Genomic DNA, 16,850 nt, shown 5'->3' on the forward strand with positions numbered 1-16,850 from the left:
GCTGACGCGCTGACGCGCTGACGCGCTGACGCGCTGACGCGCTGACGCGCTGACGCGCTGACGCGCTGACGCGCTGACGCGCTGACGCGCTGACGACCGGGCCGGGCCGGCGAACGGCACCCCCTCTTCCGCCGTGCGAGAGGCCGAGCAGCACGTCCACCGCTGTCGGCAGGAGCTGAGGGCGCGAGCCGGCCCGCCTGCGTCTGAGTGACCGGGGCAAGCCGGACGGCCACGCTGCTCGCGATCGGGATGCGCTCACCGGGCCGCTCCCGGCCCGGCCCGGCGGCCAGCAGGTCGAGCGTGTAGGGATGGGCGGGCGCGCGGAACAAGTCGTCCGCCGGGGCACTCTCCACCACCCGTCCGGCCCGCATGACCACCACATGGTGCGCGATCTGCCGTACGCCGGCCAGGTCGTGCGAGACGAACAGGTACGCCACTTCGGTGTCGGCCTGCAACCGCGCGAGCGGCCGCAGGATCTGTGCCTGGACTGAGACGTCGAGGGCAGGCAGACCGGCTCGTCGCACACCACCAGGTCCGGCGAGAGCGTCAGCGCGCGGGCGAGCGCCACCCGCTGACGTCGGCCGCCGGACAGTTCGGCGGGCCTGCGCTCGAGCGTCGACGCGGGCAGCGCCACCTGGTCCAGCAGCCCGGCCACGCGGGCCGCCCGACCAGCCCGGTCGCCCACCCGGAAGGCGCGCAGCAGCTCGCCGATCACCATGGCATCGTCCGCACACTGCCGACGCAGGCTCCGCTCGGCACATGACAAGCCCTTACAGAGGGTGACCGGCTGAGCTGTTGGCCTCCGCCCTCAGCGGCGCCCACTCTGGTGTTCGGCGAAGGGCGCGACACCGCTGACCTATGATTAACCATCCCTGGAAGATAATTCTTCGGAAGATGAGTGATGGCTGACCTGAAGCGGCTGTACCGGGAGCTGGTCTCGCTGGAGATCGAGCTGTGGAATGGCATTGAGGGGCGGTTGCGGGCCGAGTACGACCTGCCGCTGACCTCGTTCGAGGTGCTGCACCTGCTGTTGCGTCGGCCCGGGCCGCGGATCCAGGACATCGCGGAGGAGTTCTCCATCACCGTGGGCGGCACGAGCAAGGTAGTCGACCGTCTGGAGACGGCGGGCCTGTGTGAGCGGCGTGCCAATCCCAACGACCGCCGTTCCTCGATCGTCGAGTTGACGCCCGAGGGACGGAAACTGGTGGACGGAGCACTGAAGGTCTTCGAGGACGAACTGGAACTGCGGATCGGGTCGGCGATTCCCGAGAAGTCCGTGCGCGAGGTGACGGCGGTCCTCAGCAGGCTGCGGGCAGCCGGACGGGCTTTGGACGCGGAGCGGAAGGCCGCCGGGCAGACGCCGGTACCGGGCATGCGGGCGCCGAAGCAGCCCGGCCGGCCGGCGTCGTGAGCCGGGTCGGTCGGCGCTGCCGTCGAAGGCGCTGACCTTGTCGGTGCGCCCCGGGCGAGGAGGTTGTTCAAGGCCGCCGTTGCGTGCGGCGTACTCCTCGGCGCGGTCGTTGCCCATGCGGCGGGCGCCGAGGAGGTCGCCCCGGTGCAGCGTGTCGTCGGGGTCCTCGGAGATCTCGGCGCGTCCTCGGAGCAGGGCGAACGCGTACGGTGGCCGGTCCTCGTCGACGCAGAGGGCGAACCATCCGTCGCGGGCGAGGTTGCGGCCCTTGACGCCGTTCTTCTCGGTGGTGAGCACGATGTCGTCGCGGTCTGGGAGGAAGCAGACCGGTGTCACGTGGGGGCTGCCGTCGGCGCGCACAGTGGAAAACTGGCCGGTACGGGTGCCGTGCGTGACGAACACCCGCCACCGCTGCTCGGTCGTCTCCCGCATGCGGGCGCCTTTCGTGTGGCTACGCATCGACTCGTGGGTGCCCGGGACCGAGGCGGCCTCGGGCACCGCAGGTTCTAGCCCCAGAAGGTGTCTTCGGTGGCCGGGTCGGCGGAGAAGAGCCACATCTCGGTGATCTTGCCGTTCTCGACGCGCAGGACGTCGACGCCGTCCATGCTCATCGACGCGTCGCCGTGGCGGCCGGTGAAGTGGATGGTGGCGGCGACCAGGTCCCCGTTGCCCATGAGAGTGTGGATCTTGTCGATGGCGAAGGTGCCCTGGCTGGTCTCCATCATGCTGCCGAGCATCTGGAAGACGGCGCCCTGGCCCTTGTGCTCTCCGGAGAACCGGTTGGCGCCGGGCTGGTGCCAGACGATGTCGGCGTCGAGGAGTTTGCCGAGAGCACCCATGTCTCCGGCCTGGACGGCCTGGAAGTAGGTGCGGGCGATGTCGATGTTCGCGCTGGTCATGTAGTTCGCTCCTTGGGCTCTTGTACGGGGGTGGCAGTCATCCGGCGAAGTCGAGGCGGTCGGCGAGGCCGGCGTCGGTGAACGCGCTCTCGATCTCGTTTCGGCCTTCCTTGAAGTGGGCCCAGCTGTCGAAGTGGGCGGGGACGACCCGGCGGGCGCCGAGCATCTTCGCGGCCTGGGCACCCTGGGTGCTGTCGAGGGTGAGCAGGGCGCCTTCGAAGGCGAAGGCCATACGCGCGCCGCCGAGGAAGAGGACCGCGGTGTCGACGGGAGCGAACCTCTCGGCGATCTCCTTGACGTGCTCCAGGGCGGCGTTGTCGCCGCTGACGTAGACGGAGGGCAAGTCGTCGGAGGTGAGGATGAAGCCGATGACGTCGCCGGTGACCGGTTCACAGCCGACGGGACCGTGCCGGGCGGGTACGCCCGTGACGGTCACGGTGCCGCCGTCGGGCCGCTTGAGCTCGGCGGTCTCCCAGAAGGCCAGCCCCTGTGCGCTGCCGCCCAGACGACCGGCGCCGCTGACAGTGGTGAAGACGACCGGAACGTCGGGCAGGAAGGCGCGGCCGGAGTTGTCCAGGTTGTCGTCGTGCTCGTCATGGGAGAGCAGGATGGCGTCGATGCGGCCCAGGTCGGCGGCGGTGACAGGTGACGGCTCGGTCTTGACGAGCTTGTGGTCGCCGGGGAGGGGCATGGGGTACGCGCCGGGCGGGTCGAAGGTGGGATCGGTGACGAACCGGAGCCCGCCGTATTCGATCACGGTGGTCGGACCGCCGTAGACACGGACAGGGATCTTTTCGCTGGTGGCGCTGGCGCCGGACATCGGGAACCTCCAGGCGGGGAGCAGGGAAGACGTGGCCTTGCAGAACCGGTCAGGGGGCGGGCACGGAGAACACGCCGAAGTGGTTGCCCGCCGTGTCCTGCAGCCGGGCGAAGGTGAAGGCCGCGGAGTCGGAGACCGGTGCCATGAGCACCTCGGCGCCCAGCTTCTCGGCGCGCTCGACGGTCGCGGCGACGTCCCGGACGAGGACGTAGAAGATCGCGTAGTTGGGGAAGCCGCCCTCCGACTCCCACACGCCGCCCGCCGGCTGCTGGGCGCCCGGCGTCATCACCGAGTGATAGGTGACCCCCGGGGTGTTGGTGTTGAGGACGTACTTCCAGTCGAAGAGCTCGCCGTAGAACTCCTTGACCTTCTCCGGCTGGTCGGTGCCGAACTCGAACCAGGCGACCGAGTTGAAGGCGGGAACGGTCATGACACTCACTCCTTACGCCCCATCGGGGGAGAAATATGTCTTTCCATGGCAGGCCGAATCCAGGCGGTGACGCCACTCCGTGGTGGGGCGCCTTGCCGGAACTGGCAGAGGCGAGGCGGGGCGAGGCGGGGCGAGGCGAGGGTCCTCGTCGGTCCGGCGCCCAGCAAACCATTTATCTTCCATGGAAGCAACTTCCATGGATTATTCTTCCAGGGTGTGGTTTCGTCGGCCTTCAGTCGGCCGGCCCATGGAGAGGACAGGAGCCCGGCGTCTCGGACGCGGACGGTCGGGTCAGCAGGCAGGAGGCGGACATGGAGCCGGTCGAGATCCAGGCGAAGACCCTGATCCAAAAGTCGAAGACCCATCCATATCTTTCGGATTTCGGCGGTCGAGGATGTCGAGAACGTGCCACCGGCTCCGTCCCAGAGACATCAGCGGCCAGCACCGGCCGCACGAGAAGAAGGAGAAACCAGCATGGCGATTCAGCGGATGGACAACGTCGGCATCGTCGTCGAGGACATGGATGCCGCCATCGCGTTCTTCGTGGAACTCGGTATGGAGCTGGAGGCCAGGGCGGAGGTCGAGGGCCTCGTCGCCGACCAGTGCACCGGACTCGACGGCGTCCGCTGTGACATCGCGATGCTCCGGACCCCGGACGGTCACGGCCGGCTCGAGCTGGCGAAGTACCGCAGCCCCGCGGCGATCAGCGCCGGCCCGCGCAACCGGCCGCACAACATTCTGGGCACGCACCGCGTCATGTTCGCCGTCGACGACATCGAGGACACCGTTGCCCGTCTGCGCCCTCACGGCGCCGAACTCGTCGGTGAGATCGCCCGGTTCGAGGACAGCTATCTGCTCTGCTACGTCCGAGGCCCGGAGGGCATCATCGTCGGACTGGCCGAGCAACTGCACTGAGACAGAGGAACCGAACCGTGCAGCCGAACGAGGTCATCGAGGTTCTGAACCGCCCGGTCAGCCAGGAGCCGCTGGCCCGTGACGCGACCCGCCTGGCCTACGCCGTCAAGGACGGAACCCCGCGCAACGTACCGATCGCTGCCACCGGGAACGGGGTGACGCGTCGTCATGTGTACGACGAAGAACGCGCCCAAACTCCCGTGACCACCCTCGCGCACAGGCTCCTGAAACGACGGCGCGAATAGGTGAGGCACGTCTGAGTGCCTGGAAAACCGTCCCTTTTCGGCTCCGCCTCGCCTCCGTTTCCGATCGTGCGGTGTGCGCGGTGATGGCCCGCTCCGGTGTTCGCATCACGAAGGCTCGGTGTCGATGGCCAAGACGGAGAAGACAGAAGGCGCCTTCCCCGGCGCCAAGAAGATGGCCGACGCCATCATCACCTCGCAGACCGCCGAGATCACCAGGGTGAACGACCTCCTCGGCAAGAGCTGGCCCACCCCGGCAGTGGGGGTGTGGTGTGCCTGCGCGGTCGGCACACCTTCACTGCTTGGCACACTCCACCACTTCCCGGGAATACCCCCTAGGGGTATATTGTTGTGGTGTGGGACGCGAGATCGGGCCACACTGGACGGGAAGGGGATGACGGTCATGGACCACACTGCACACCACACCGGCACCGCTCACGACCACGCCGCACAGGCGGCCGGGGGGCACGGTGGGCATGGCGGCGCATCCTGGGGAACGGCGGCGAAGGCAACGCTGCACTGCCTGACTGGATGTGCGATCGGCGAGATCCTCGGCATGGTCATCGGCACCGCCCTGCTGTGGGGCGACGTGCCCACCATGGTCCTGGCGATCGCCCTCGCGTTCGTCTTCGGCTACTCCTTCACCCTGTTCGCCCTCCGCAGGGCGGGCCTGGACTTCAAAAGCGCCGTCAAGGTGGCCCTGGCGGCGGACACCGTCTCCATCGCGATCATGGAACTCGTCGACAACGGCGTCATCGCCCTCAGTGGTGCGATGGACGCCCACCTGTCCGACGCCCTGTTCTGGACCGCGCTGCTCGGCGGCTTCGCTGTCGCCTTCGTGATCACGACCCCGGTCAACAAGTGGATGATCGGCCGGGGCAAGGGTCACGCCGTCGTCCACGCCTACCACTGACCTCTCACACCGAAGCGCGCCCGGGCGCGTATGCACTGCAGGCGTCATCTGGTGGTGTCCGGCGACTGACTGACCGACCGACCGGCCCGGGACACAGGTTCAGTGAGGCAGGAGGCTCTGCTCGCGCCGGCGGCGGCGACCGTAGCGGGGCACGCCTCGCGGCGGCGGATTCGACGACCAGGTCCGGTCGGACGGGGCGGTACTCCAGTTCGCCGCGGGTTCCCCACCCGGCGCTGAAGTGCCGCCCGTGCCAGGGGTGTTCGGTGCCTGCGGGTGCCAGCCGCCGGCCCACGTCGCGCCGGACCGCGGTGTTCAGCGATGTGGTGCGGGCGACCAACCGCAGGCGACCGGTATCGCAGTAGCGGCGCAGTAGCGGGGTGAGCGGAATCTGGGCGGATGGTGAAACTGCGCGGACTCAGCCCTGTGAAGTGGGCTGTCCAGGACGACTCTCATGCCGTGATCAGTCCTGTCGCGATCAGGTTGATCCCACTTCGAGATCACTTACGAGGTGACCGTTCGAGTGGCGCCGATCCGACTGCCTCCTTGCGCCCGGCCAACGGGAGGGCTTCGAGACGCTCCATGTGTTCCTCGCCCCACTGGCCGAGTGGGACGAGAGCGGTGATGAGCGAGTGACCGAAGTCGGTCAGTGAGTACTCCACCTTCGGTGGTACCTGGTGATGGACCTCGCGGTGCACCAGGCCGCTGGCCTCCAGTTCCCGCAGCTGCAGGATCAGCATCCGTTCACTGATACCGGACACCGTCCGGCGCAACTCGCCGAAGCGCAACGGTCCTTCGTCGAGCCAGAAAAGGATCAACCCCTTCCATTTCCCTCCCATGACGTCGATAGCGGCGTCCAGCCCGCAGGTATAGCTCCGCCTCTTCATCAGCACTCTCTCCCTAACAAGAATGTGGGTACCGGACAAAATTGTAGGTACTTGCAGAAGCGTTGGCGCCCCCGCAGCATGGAGCAGGCATCGCACCGGGATCGCACCAACTCGGTGCCTACGCCTCATACCTGACGTTATTTCAGAGCATCAAAACGATCGGTCTCAGGCAGGAGCAACTAATGACCGGGCACCACCGCACTCCCGTGACCGTCATCGGGCTGGGCTCGATGGGCAGCGCACTGGCCGAGGCATTCATCGACGCCGGACACCCGACCACCGTCTGGAACAGGACCCCGTCGAAGGCCACGCCACTCGTGTCCAAGGGTGCCGTTCACGCGCACACGATGGACGAGGCGATCGCTGCGAGTCCGCTGGTCATCGCCTGCCTGACCACGTATGACAGCACCATCGAAGCCCTGGAGCCAGCCGCTGCCGCGCTCAAAGGCCGGGCCCTTGTGACCCTGAACAGCGGTTCACCAGCCGGGGCCCGTCAGATGGCCGAATGGGCGCTCGGGCACGGCGCACGCTACCTCGACGGAGCGATCAAGAACGTGCCGTCCGCCGTGAGCGCCGAGGACACCCTCCTGTACTACGGCGGCGACAACAGCGTCTTCGACGAGTTCGCATCGACGCTACGGGTGCTGGGTGGCGACACCGTCTACCTCGGCGCCGACGCCGACCTCGCCGCCCTGTATGAGATGGCGGTGGGCGGCACCCTGCTGCCCGCGCTCGTCGGTTTCTTCCAAGGCGCGGCAGCGATGCAGGCCCGTGGACTCACGGCGGCCTCAATGGTTCGGTTCAGCATCAAGTGGTTCGAGATGATCAACTCGGTACTGCCGGTCTTCGCTGAGGAGATTGACAGCGGCGACTACAGCAAGCCCGGCTCCTCCGTGAACCTGTTCCTGGCCGGAGCCGCCCATGACGAGGAACTCGGCAAGGAAGCCAACCTCGACATGAGTTGGCACAAGCCCTACCACGACCTGCTCAAGCGAGCGGTCGAAGCCGGTCACGGCGACCACAGCATCTCTGCCCTGACAGAGATCCTTAAGAACCCTGGCCAGACCGGATAACCCCGGACGGCACCCAGCCAGGTGGGAAGCAGGCCAGTCACCCAGCTACCTGGGCCCCGGACGGCGCGCTCGACCTCGGCGCGTCGAACATCCTGCGAGGCCAGCCCCCGCAAGGACCAACGCCGGCGTACGGACAGCTTCGCTGGGTAGCACGTATCCCGGCACACATCATTCTTTGCCGCACGCTCGGCACCTGAGCGGCTCGTTGAGACGAAGGCCGTGGCCGCCGTGCCCCACCGGCTCAATTGCGGGACACCCTTCAGCTCCTCCGACTCGCCGACCGGGCGGAAGGGGCCGTCCGGCGAGTCCGACCACGCCGAGCCGATGCACTGCCGATCGCTCGCTCGGTCATGGGCGGTGTACTGCAGGGTGACGTCACTGCCGTTGTCGAAGACCTCCGGTGCCCACACCAGATCGGGCCGGGCACCGCCCATGCGCCGAGCGCGGGCAGCAGGTCGCGGTCGACGACGGCCGGCGGGGGACGGCCCGCCGGGGTCGTCCGCGCCGATCGCCGTCGCCGTCTGTCCCACGACGAGGGCGAATGCGGCTCCGAGAAGGCCGACTCCGATCGACCATCGACCATCGGTGAGTCGGGCGGTCGAGAGTCATGCGGGTTCCGTTCGGTACGGCACTTGGCGTGATCATGTGCGAGTCGGCCCTGGGTTGCGCCCTCGGCGCCCTGACCAGCGCCCTGACCGGTGTCAGGTAACCGCTCGCTCAAGTGCCGGTAGCCGTCAGCTTCTTGGGCGTGTGCCGGCGGGTGGCCGAAGGTGTGGCGGAAGACGTCGATGAACGCGTCGATAAACGCGTCGGCGGACGACCATGACGCGGCCGGTGGCCCGGTCCAGGTGTGTGAGGCGGGCAGAAGTGACCTTCGATGAGGTGCAGGCCCTCGTTGGTGCCGATGACGATGAAGCTCGGCACCTCAGCGAACAAATAATCGGTTGCCTATCGGCGATGGTGGTGGATCCAATGACCCGCATGATCACCCGGGCGCGCCTGCTGCGGCGAGACGTGACGATCGCGAACCGCCAACCCCGGCCGACGCGTGATCCGGGCGGACCGCGACCGCATCATCCCAGGGGAGACGCCACCCGATGAACACGCCACCATCGCTGTCCGGAGCGGAGCCCACGGACGGCTCGTCTGTCCGTCTGGGCGCTCTCGTCCCGCTGACGCGGCCCGGCTGGGTCGAGGCGGGCCGACACCTGCTCGCAGGACTCGACCTGGCCGTTCGCGAGGTCAACGACGCTGGCGGGATCGACGGCAGACCACTGGAGCTGGTCGTCCGGGACACCGCGGCCGATCCGGAGCGGGCCGCCGCGGCCGTGGACGAACTGGCTGGCCTGGGCGTGGCCGCCGTGGCGGGCGAGTACCACAGCGTCGTCGCCCGCGCCGCCGCCGCCCGGGCCGATGCCCTCGGCGTGCCGTTCCTCTGCTCGTCCGCGGTGCTCGACGCGCTCACCGAGGAGCCGACGGACTGGGTCGCGCGCCTGGCCCCGGCCCAGTCGCACGGCTGGCGGATCTACGCGGACTTCCTCCTCGGCGCGGGCCGGCGTCGGATCGCCGTGGCGGCCCAGCCGAGCGTCTACTGGGCGTCCGGGACCCGCGTCCTGCGGGACCACCTCGCTCCCCGTGGCGGCACGGTCGTCGAACTCGACACGAACGCGCTCACCCCCGAGGCCCTGTGCGACGCGCTCGTCGACCACGGCGCGACGGCGCTCCTCCTGCTGGTCGGCCACCCGGAGCCGGCGGTGCCGATCGTCAGGGCCGTCCGGGGCGACCGGCGGCTCGCGGAGATCTTGATCGGTGCTCCGGCCGGACAACCGGAGTTCGCCGAATGGGCCGCCGTGCTGGGCGAGGACGGCGCCGGGATCCCGTTCCTGCGCTACCTGCCCGAGCGCCTCGGTCCGCTCGGCGAACGCGTCGGGAAGGAGCTCCGCGAGCGGCTGGGCGAAGCGCCCTCCTTCGTCGCCTTCGAGGGCTGGGACACCGTCGCCGTCCTCGCCGACGTGCTGCGTTCCCACGGCACGGACCGGGCGGCCATCGCCGGGTCATGGCCGAGCGTGGCGGTCGAGGGCACCCGCGGGCCGATCCGGTTCTCCCGCACGCCGGGCATCAGCGTCTGGCAATGGGTTTGGACACCCGTCCAAGTCGTTGACCGGGACCCGGCGGAGCCCGATCGCTTTCGGATCGTCCACGCCGGCTGAGAGAGCACGGAGGCCCAACTGCCGAGACCTGTCCGGGTTTGAGGTTGTCTACCTGCCCATACGGGCTCTCAGCTTCGCGGCGGGGCCACGAAAGCATTCTCGGGCTGTCGTGCGGCAGTCGGCGCCGCGATGGTGACCCAGTCGGTGATCGGCATGTCCACGGCGTCCATGAGGCCGGGCGGTCTACCTCTCCTGAGAGCTGAGAGCATCTTGCCGAACCCGACGGGGCCGGGCCTCATCCGTCAAAGCGTTGGCACCCGTCCAACGTCGCTAGGAGCTGTCCGGCCGATCATCGTCGTGGGCGGTACGGCATGATGCCGGGGTGAGCACCATCGTCGAGTTCTTCGCGGCTCCAGATGACGCGTCAGCGGCTCTGGCTCTTCAGGCCGGGCCGCGACGCGCATTCGAGTCGCTCTCTTTCGGCAATTTCGATCCCGAAGAGGCTGTGGTCGAGTGGGAGTGCCTGTTTGCCGGCGGCAGCTTCGAGGAACTTGTCGAGGCTGGTGAGCCTCGTCTCGTCGCCGGTCAGGACGACGACGGGTGCGTCGTTTTCGCGATCTCGCCTCGCCTGTCCGCCGTGCTCGCCAAGGCCGGGAGGTCCGAGTTGAGGGATGCCGCTGTCGCGTGGTCCTTGCAGCGGGCCAAGGACGGCGAGGTCATCGACACGGAGATCGCCGAAGTGATTCTGAGTGATCTGGCCGCTCTCGTCAGCAGCACCCGACGCCAGGGCCAGAACGTCTACTGCTGGGTCGCGTAGAGGTTCACGTTCGGAGCCAGATGAGCAGTGCTGCCGCGGTGACGGTGCCCAGGTAGACGTATCCGAGCTTGTCATAGCGGGTGCCGTCGCTCTGAACAGCCTGAGCTTATTGATCGCCCTCTCGACCGTGTTGCGCTTCCTGTACCGGGCCTTGTCGCAGCCGCACCGGGAGTTGTCCCAGGGGGTGTGGCGGGAATTAGGGCTGCGGCAGAGACCGGAGTCGTCACATACGCCGCCGCGGTCGGCGGAGTGGTCGGGACCGGAGTCGGCAGTGCTGCGGGCCCTGGTGCTGTGCTGCCGTAGTCGGTAGTTTCGCGCCTGGAGGTGCCGCGGGGTACTACGGAGCGGACATCGTCGCTTACGGGTAGCACGGGACATAGCTGGAGCAGGGATTCTGGCGGCTATCGCCTTCCTAGGTCATCGGAAGACTCGCTCCTGACACGGTCAGGAAGTCGTTGCGCCACTTCCAGCAGGAGCGCAATGCCTTCGCCTCAAGCCCGTAGCGCCCGCGCTACGGCAGATCAAGGACGGTGTCGTCTTCATGGTCTCGGTCCGGCGGCCGTCTCCTCGCGGTAGAAGTGCGGGGCGACACCGGTCACCCGGCGGAACACCCGGCTGAAGTAGGCGCGGTCGCGGAAGCCCACCGCCCGGGCCACGCTCTGCACACTGTCGTCGCTCAGCCGCAGGCGTTCCGCGGCCCGCCCGATCCGCACCCGGGTCAGGTACTCCCAGACCGTCAGGCCGTAGCGCTGCTGGAAGAGCCTGCCGAGGTGGTCGGGGCTGACCCCGGCGGCCTGTGCCACCTGCCAGCGGGAGATCGGCCGCCGCCAGTGTTCGTAGAGGAAGACCAGGGCCTCGTCGAGGACGTCCCGGGTGCGCGGCGGCAACCAGCCGTCCTGGCCTGCCAGGTCACGGACGAGCGCCGCCGCCTCGTGAGGGGCGAACACGTCCAGGTCGAGCATGAGCAGCGCCGGGTGCGGCCGGCCGCGTCGCGCGTCGGCCGCGGTCAGTCCCTCGTGCCCGGCGACGACGACCGGGCACAGCGCCCGGCCCGCGCCGTCGTGCAGACGGTCCACGACGTCCAGTCCCTGCATGTCGGGCAGGGCCCGTTCCAGCAGCACCAGCCGTGGTCTCTCCTCGGCGACCAGGGACAGCACGGTCGTCGCGTCGGCCACCACCCGGGCGGGGTGGTCGGGCAGCGCGGCCTCGGCCAGCCGGCGCAGTGTCTCCCGGGACTCCCGCGAGCCGCCCGCGACGATCACGGGGGCGGCGAACCCGTCGGGCCGCAGCACCCGCAGCGCGTGCCGCAGATCGGTGCCGTCGGCTCCGAACAGCAGGAACGGCGTGTGCCGCAGTACGGGATGGTCGTGCAGCCGCTGCACGGCCCGCCACTCCTGCGGCCGGTCGGGGGTCGCGTCCCAGACGACGGCCGCGGGGGTGCGCCGTTCCACCGACGGGATGACGTCGTGCTCGGCGGCGGGCCGGTACACCTCCAGCCCGTGCCGGGCCGCGAGCGCCTGCACGTCCGTGCCGATCTCGCCGGGGGTGAGGACGAGGAGCGGCCCGTCGCCGGCACCGGACAGGTGCGCCTGCTCGTCCGGGGACGGCAGGGGCAGGCGCAGCACGTACTCCGGGCGGCCCGCGGCCTCGGCGACGGTCAGCGCCCCGCCGTGCATCATGGCCAGCCGGCGGGCCGCGGAGACGCCGACGTCGAGGAGCCGGCCGGGCCGCGCGGACGGCACGCGGGCGTCGGGCACGGCCACCGTGACGCGTATGCCGGAGAGGTCCAGGACGGCGGTGACCTCGGGCGAGCCGCTGCCCGCCCGGTCCGCGGCCGTGGTCAGGACGTTGAGCAGGATCTGCTCCAAGCGTGTCTCGTCCACCCACACCGACGGCAGCCGCTCGGGCAGGTCGAGCAGCCAGCCGGAGTGCGCGGACCGTGCGGTCGCCATCGTCGTGCAGGCACGGGCCAGGACGGGCAACGGGTCCAGGAGTCTCCGCGACAGCAGCAGGTCACCGGCTTCCGAGCGGGCGAGGTCGAGCAGGTTCTCGATGAGGTGCAGCACCCGTACGGCGTCCCGGCGCACCTCGGTGAGCGCCTCTGCCGGGTCGCCGCCGTGGTGGAGCATGGCCTCCACCGGGGAGCGCACCTCGTCCGTGACATGCGTCAGCAGCCGTGCCTGGAAGCGGCTGGCCTGCTCGGCCGCGTCGCGGGCCCGCCGCACCTCGTCGAAGAGGCCGATGCCCTTCAGCGCGGCGCTGAGCTGGTCGCCCAGTTCCCGGTAGAGCGCGCCGTCGTGGTCCACGGCTTCGGTGGAGGTCGCGTCGAACACGGCCACCCCGAGGTGTTCGTCGCCGATGTGCAGGGGTTCCAGGACCAGGGTGAAGCGGCCGTCGCGGGGCAGCAGGGCGTCGGGCAGCAGCAGGCTGGCCGAGAACGCGGGACCGCCGAGCACGCCGGAGGTCTGGGCGAGCCGCTCCTCGGCCGGGGTGAGCAGGGTGCGTGCCATGCCGCGCACGGCCGTGTCGGCGGATGCGCCCGACCGGTCGTAGAGGATGACCCGGCAGTGTGGGACGCCGGGTTCGGTGAGGTGCCGTTCCATGACGTCGGAGAGCCCTTCCAGGTCCACGACCGTGGTCAGGGCGGTGCCGAACTGCCGTAGTCTGCGCGCGCGTTGGGTTTGGGACCAGCGTTCGTACTCCAGCAGGGCACGCGACCGCTCGGCCGCGAGGAGGCGGGCCCGCCCGAACAGCAGCTCGGCGTCCCCGCGCCGCGGCGGGGGCAGCGCGTCGACCACGCCACGGCGTGCGCCCTCCAACGCCTGGTGCCAGCGGTCCACTTCGGTCTGGGTTCCGGCGTGGCCGCGCAGCAGCTGCTCCACGAGCGAGAGGAACCCGCCGGGCCGCTCGCCGGGGTCCGCCGCCCCGTCGGCCGGCCCACCGGGGGAGCGCAACTCGTCGCGCATGCCGCTGAGTTCGGCGTGGAAGGCCGCGGCGAGCGGAACTCCCGCGGACGGCAGCACCGAGTCCAGGGCCGCCCAGCCCTCGGGCCGTTGCCCGACGGGCGCCGCCGTATGCCCGGACACCGCCGGGGGAACCGGTGCGGGCGGGCAGGAGGTGGGATAGGGGCAGCCGCAGGAACGGCGCGGCACCAGCGTGGCGGGGATGGTCGTGCGGTCCGGTGGCCGGGTACCGCGTAATCGGGAGACGAGGGTGTCGACCGCCAGCGCGCCCAGTTCCGCGAAGGGCAGGGCCACCGAGGTCAGGGGCGGGTCGCCGAGCCGGGCCTCGGGGGAGTCGTTGAAGCCGACCACCGCGATGTCCTCCGGGACGCACACCCCGCGGTCGGTCAGGTAGCGCAGTGCTCCGGCCGCCAGGACATCGCTGCACGCCACCACCACGTCGAAGTCGACGCCCGGGATCAGGCCGCGCGCCTCGGTCAGTGCCCGCATCGCCGACGCGCCGGCCGACGCGGCGAAGTCGACGGCGGCGCCCACATGGGTGTGCTCGTGCGGGATGCCGTGGTGGCGCAGCGCGTCGACGAAGGCGCGGTAGCGCTCCTCGGAGACCGGGTTGGCGAGCGGGCCGCGGATGCAGGCCGGCCGTCTGCGACCGTGCCGGACGACGAGGTGCCCGACCAGTTTGCGCATACCCGCGTGCGAGTCGATCGACAGGACGTCGGTGTGCTCGCTGAGCTGCTGGTTGAGACTGATCAGCGGCAGGTGGGCCAGCCGGCGCAGCAGACCGCGGGCCCGGGGGCCGCCCGAGGGCAGTCCCAGGGTGGAGCTCCAGCACACGACACCGTCCAGCCGGGCCGGTCCGACGAGCTCGTACAGTTCGCTGCGGGCCACGTCGCCGTGGCGCAAATTGCCGCCGGGGAAGCAGACGAGGTTGACGTCGTTGCGCCGGGCGGCGGCGCGGACGCCGGACCACAGGGTGGCGCCGACGCCGAGATGGATGTTGGCGGTGAGCAGTCCCACGGTGAGCGGACGGTTCGGTGCCTGCGCCGTGCCGGCCACGGCACACGGATCTACGGCCATCTGCGCCCCCTTGGTCGCCCTCCGCCGGGGGCCCGCGGCGGCGGTGCCGGTGCCGCCGGGGCGTGGGGGAACCTAGAGGAGGAGGCGGTGCGTGGCAAGACCGGTGACACGGAGGTCACCGGTCCGGCCTCGTGCGGTGGTGCGGGTCAGATCTTGCCGACACCCGCGCCCGCGGTCACCGTCGCCTTGACGGTGGACGCCGACTGCGCGGTGTAGCTGTACGGGATCGAGGCGACGGAGCCGCCGGTCTGTCCGGTGCCGGAGCCGACGAGGTGGTTGTTCCTCGCCACGAGCGAACCCTCGTCGGAGCTGCCCTCACCGAGGTGGTAGGGGTCCTCCGTGTTCTCGAAGTAGTTGCTCTCCACCAGGACGCCCGCGTTCTCGGTGGACGCCACCCCGTAGGAGCCGATGTCGCTGAAGTAGTTGTTCAGCACGTGCACCGGGTTGCCGAAGCGGACTCGCGGGTTGCGCTGGTTGGTGCCGTCGAACCAGTTGTACGCGTAGGTCACCTTCAGCTTGCCGGTGTCCTCGGACGCGTTGTCGTCGGAGTGGCCGAGCAGCATGTTCTTGTCCTGGTCGTGGGTGCGGTTCCAGGACACCGTGATGTTGGTCGAGGCGCGCTTGATGTCGACGGCTCCGTCGTTGGCGTCGGAGATGTCGTTGTGGTCGATCCAGACGTTCGTCGAGTACTGCACGTTGATGGCGTCGTCGTTGGACCCGGTGAACGAGAGGTTCTGAATGATCACGTTGTTCGCGTTGGCGACGTTGAGCCCGCTGCCGGTGATCTTCCCGGCGGTGCCGACGCCGACGATGGTCTTGTTCGAGGCGACCTTCGTCATCGACGACAGGGCGATGGTGCCGTTGACCCGGACCGTCTGGGTGGTGGTGCTCTGCACCGCCGCTATGAAGGCGGAGGCGGTGCTGACGGTCACCGTGCTGCCTCCGTTCCCGCCCGTGGTGGCGGCACCGAAGCCGATGGGGCCGGCGGCGGCGACCGCCGTCGGCTCCGCGGCGGCGGATCCGCTGGCGGTGGTGGCTCCGATCACGGCCATCGCCACGGCCGTTGCCGCCGTGGCTCCGACCAGGGTGAACCGTGCGCTCGTCCTGCGCATGTGGAACTCCGTCCGTGGGGTCTGGAGAGGTGTCGTGCTGTGGGGGTGCACCACCGGGGCCGCGCGGTCGGCTCGCTGTGAGCCTAGACCGGAGGGTGTGGACAATGGCGTGCTGTGTGTGGACTATTGCGTTCCGGCCGCTCCGGAACACGCCGGCGTCCCGGTCGTCGGCCCCACATCCGGGCTGTCCGTCGGGCTGTCCGTCGGGCTGTCCGGACTGGACGCCGCGAGGGGCGGCCCGCGGCCGGGCCGGCTGACGCTGGTGGCTGCAGCATCGAACGTCGGCGGAAGCCTGCCGGGTCCTGCCGCCGCACGGCGGACCGCGCTCGTCGACCGCCGCGCGGTCCTGTAGGCGGCGTCGGGACCGAACAGGGATGAGGTCTTCCGCCGGATCATCTCCGCCGAGACCGAGGATGACCACCCGCGCCTGAAGCAGCGCCGCCTCACCGAGCACGAGCAGCAGGCCCCCCGCCAGCTGGTCCAGGCAGGCGACGTGCTGCTCATCGATGACGGCACCGACCTGAGGGCCGAAGACGTCGCGGAAACCGCGCCGCACATGGAGGGCCTGGCCCTCGTGGTCGTGGACCGCCTCCAAGCCGCGCACAGCGCCCGCCTGCCGCTGGCCGGGGACCGTCTTCCTGACGCCTCCCGCGTCCTGGCCGGCCTCGCACGCACCGTGCACGGACCGGTGCTCGCCGTCGTGGCCAGCGACGACCCCGCCCTCCTGGGCCTCCCGATCGCCGACGTCCTGGTGACGCTCACGGCGACCGCGGACCCGGGCAAAGTCCAGGACCCCGCCCTCCTGGGCTTCCCGGACGCCGACGTCCTGGTGACGCCCACCGCGACCGCGGCCCCGAGCAAGATCCAAGTGACGGTCACGTGCCCGTAGATGGGGTCCACCGAGGCCATGGCATCACCCGAGACGGCCAGACCGCCGGGGAATCGCCCCAGTCCGGTGAGGCGGCGTCGGCGGCTCTCGCGGAAGGGGAGGTGCCGACCTCGCCTGCCAGGGCGCAGTGGTCTGGTCCGCCACCTGTTGCAGCGGGCTGACACAGCGCCGCGTCCCGGCCCGGAGCCGGTCGGGATCCGCTGTGCCGGTGGGAGCGCTGTCCCACGTCCGCCGGAAGCGGGTCTCGCCCGCCCC

14 protein-coding genes and 3 pseudogenes are annotated in these 16,850 nt (G+C 69.9%); 9 read left to right on the forward strand and 8 right to left on the reverse strand.

The window, feature by feature from the left end; translation table 11 throughout:
• Positions 1-269: 269 nt before the first annotated feature.
• A pseudogene (locus ACWD0J_RS07505) lies at positions 270-715 on the reverse strand (ATP-binding cassette domain-containing protein); the annotation flags it as partial.
• Between the two features lie 186 nt (positions 716-901).
• Here ACWD0J_RS07505 and ACWD0J_RS07510 point away from each other — a divergent pair.
• The gene (locus tag ACWD0J_RS07510) at positions 902-1,411 is read left to right on the forward strand and encodes a MarR family winged helix-turn-helix transcriptional regulator (RefSeq protein WP_451494816.1); all 510 of its coding nucleotides are present in this window, start codon (positions 902-904) and stop codon (positions 1,409-1,411) included.
• Positions 1,412-1,420: 9 nt separating this feature from the next.
• Here the strand turns inward: ACWD0J_RS07510 and ACWD0J_RS07515 are convergent.
• The 4 genes and pseudogenes from ACWD0J_RS07515 to ACWD0J_RS07530 form a co-directional block, all read right to left on the reverse strand.
• A pseudogene (locus tag ACWD0J_RS07515) lies at positions 1,421-1,843 on the reverse strand (PPOX class F420-dependent oxidoreductase); the annotation flags it as partial.
• A 74-nt stretch (positions 1,844-1,917) separates the two neighbouring features.
• Entirely contained in the window at positions 1,918-2,310 is a 393-nt protein-coding gene (locus ACWD0J_RS07520; RefSeq protein WP_451494817.1) for a nuclear transport factor 2 family protein, read from the reverse strand.
• Between the two features lie 37 nt (positions 2,311-2,347).
• The gene (locus tag ACWD0J_RS07525; protein WP_451494818.1) at positions 2,348-3,130 is read right to left on the reverse strand and encodes an MBL fold metallo-hydrolase; all 783 of its coding nucleotides are present in this window, start codon (positions 3,128-3,130) and stop codon (positions 2,348-2,350) included.
• A 49-nt stretch (positions 3,131-3,179) separates the two neighbouring features.
• A complete protein-coding gene (locus ACWD0J_RS07530) occupies positions 3,180-3,560 on the reverse strand; it encodes a VOC family protein (protein WP_451494819.1) in 381 nt (126 codons plus the stop codon).
• Between the two features lie 474 nt (positions 3,561-4,034).
• Here ACWD0J_RS07530 and ACWD0J_RS07535 point away from each other — a divergent pair, with 474 nt between their 5' ends.
• The 4 genes and pseudogenes from ACWD0J_RS07535 to ACWD0J_RS07550 all read left to right on the forward strand — a co-directional run bounded on the left by ACWD0J_RS07535 (position 4,035) and on the right by ACWD0J_RS07550 (position 5,630).
• On the forward strand, positions 4,035-4,475 hold the full coding sequence (locus ACWD0J_RS07535; RefSeq protein WP_451494820.1) for a VOC family protein: 441 nt from the start codon (positions 4,035-4,037) through the stop codon (positions 4,473-4,475).
• A 17-nt stretch (positions 4,476-4,492) separates the two neighbouring features.
• Positions 4,493-4,720: a hypothetical protein gene (locus ACWD0J_RS07540; protein WP_451494821.1), complete on the forward strand. Its 228-nt coding sequence runs from the start codon at positions 4,493-4,495 to the stop codon at positions 4,718-4,720.
• 73 nt (positions 4,721-4,793) lie between these two features.
• Positions 4,794-4,940: pseudogene (locus tag ACWD0J_RS07545) on the forward strand (DUF305 domain-containing protein); the annotation flags it as partial.
• A gap of 180 nt (positions 4,941-5,120) precedes the next feature.
• Entirely contained in the window at positions 5,121-5,630 is a 510-nt protein-coding gene (locus ACWD0J_RS07550) for a DUF4396 domain-containing protein (protein WP_451494914.1), read from the forward strand.
• Positions 5,631-6,127: 497 nt separating this feature from the next.
• On the opposite strand, the gene ACWD0J_RS07555 is transcribed toward ACWD0J_RS07550, so the two are convergent.
• On the reverse strand, positions 6,128-6,514 hold the full coding sequence (locus tag ACWD0J_RS07555) for a winged helix-turn-helix transcriptional regulator (RefSeq protein ID WP_451494915.1): 387 nt from the start codon (positions 6,512-6,514) through the stop codon (positions 6,128-6,130).
• A gap of 182 nt (positions 6,515-6,696) precedes the next feature.
• Here ACWD0J_RS07555 and ACWD0J_RS07560 point away from each other — a divergent pair, with 182 nt between their 5' ends.
• The 3 genes from ACWD0J_RS07560 (at position 6,697) to ACWD0J_RS07570 (ending at position 10,554) form a co-directional block, all read left to right on the forward strand.
• Positions 6,697-7,587 (forward strand): NAD(P)-dependent oxidoreductase, encoded by an 891-nt coding sequence (locus tag ACWD0J_RS07560; RefSeq protein WP_451494822.1) that lies wholly within the window; start codon positions 6,697-6,699, stop codon positions 7,585-7,587.
• 1,097 nt (positions 7,588-8,684) lie between these two features.
• Positions 8,685-9,797: an ABC transporter substrate-binding protein gene (locus ACWD0J_RS07565; RefSeq protein WP_451494823.1), complete on the forward strand. Its 1,113-nt coding sequence runs from the start codon at positions 8,685-8,687 to the stop codon at positions 9,795-9,797.
• 322 nt (positions 9,798-10,119) lie between these two features.
• The gene (locus ACWD0J_RS07570; RefSeq protein ID WP_451494824.1) at positions 10,120-10,554 is read left to right on the forward strand and encodes a hypothetical protein; all 435 of its coding nucleotides are present in this window, start codon (positions 10,120-10,122) and stop codon (positions 10,552-10,554) included.
• Positions 10,555-11,093: 539 nt separating this feature from the next.
• On the opposite strand, the gene ACWD0J_RS07575 is transcribed toward ACWD0J_RS07570, so the two are convergent.
• Together ACWD0J_RS07575 and ACWD0J_RS07580 are read right to left on the reverse strand one after the other, a co-directional pair.
• Positions 11,094-14,594, reverse strand: a complete 3,501-nt coding sequence (locus ACWD0J_RS07575; protein WP_451494825.1) for a substrate-binding domain-containing protein — start codon at positions 14,592-14,594, stop codon at positions 11,094-11,096.
• A 146-nt stretch (positions 14,595-14,740) separates the two neighbouring features.
• Positions 14,741-15,706, reverse strand: coding sequence for a pectate lyase family protein (locus tag ACWD0J_RS07580; protein WP_451494826.1), 966 nt, complete (start codon positions 15,704-15,706; stop codon positions 14,741-14,743).
• A gap of 493 nt (positions 15,707-16,199) precedes the next feature.
• Between ACWD0J_RS07580 and ACWD0J_RS07585 the strand changes: the two genes are divergently transcribed.
• Entirely contained in the window at positions 16,200-16,595 is a 396-nt protein-coding gene (locus ACWD0J_RS07585; protein ID WP_451494827.1) for a hypothetical protein, read from the forward strand.
• Positions 16,596-16,850: the final 255 nt, after the last annotated feature.

It is taken from the genome of Streptomyces sp. NPDC003011 (assembly GCF_053591515.1).

Coding starts and splice junctions, on each gene's coding strand:
- ACWD0J_RS07535 (WP_451494820.1), top strand. CDS start 4,035: ATGGCGATTCAGCGGATGGACAACGTCGGCATCGTCGTCGAGGACATG.
- ACWD0J_RS07525 (WP_451494818.1), bottom strand. CDS start 3,130: ATGTCCGGCGCCAGCGCCACCAGCGAAAAGATCCCTGTCCGTGTCTAC.
- ACWD0J_RS07555 (WP_451494915.1), bottom strand. CDS start 6,514: ATGAAGAGGCGGAGCTATACCTGCGGGCTGGACGCCGCTATCGACGTC.
- ACWD0J_RS07575 (WP_451494825.1), bottom strand. CDS start 14,594: ATGGCCGTAGATCCGTGTGCCGTGGCCGGCACGGCGCAGGCACCGAAC.
- ACWD0J_RS07580 (WP_451494826.1), bottom strand. CDS start 15,706: ATGCGCAGGACGAGCGCACGGTTCACCCTGGTCGGAGCCACGGCGGCA.
- ACWD0J_RS07520 (WP_451494817.1), bottom strand. CDS start 2,310: ATGACCAGCGCGAACATCGACATCGCCCGCACCTACTTCCAGGCCGTC.
- ACWD0J_RS07530 (WP_451494819.1), bottom strand. CDS start 3,560: ATGACCGTTCCCGCCTTCAACTCGGTCGCCTGGTTCGAGTTCGGCACC.
- ACWD0J_RS07560 (WP_451494822.1), top strand. CDS start 6,697: ATGACCGGGCACCACCGCACTCCCGTGACCGTCATCGGGCTGGGCTCG.
- ACWD0J_RS07550 (WP_451494914.1), top strand. CDS start 5,121: ATGGACCACACTGCACACCACACCGGCACCGCTCACGACCACGCCGCA.
- ACWD0J_RS07565 (WP_451494823.1), top strand. CDS start 8,685: ATGAACACGCCACCATCGCTGTCCGGAGCGGAGCCCACGGACGGCTCG.
- ACWD0J_RS07510 (WP_451494816.1), top strand. CDS start 902: ATGGCTGACCTGAAGCGGCTGTACCGGGAGCTGGTCTCGCTGGAGATC.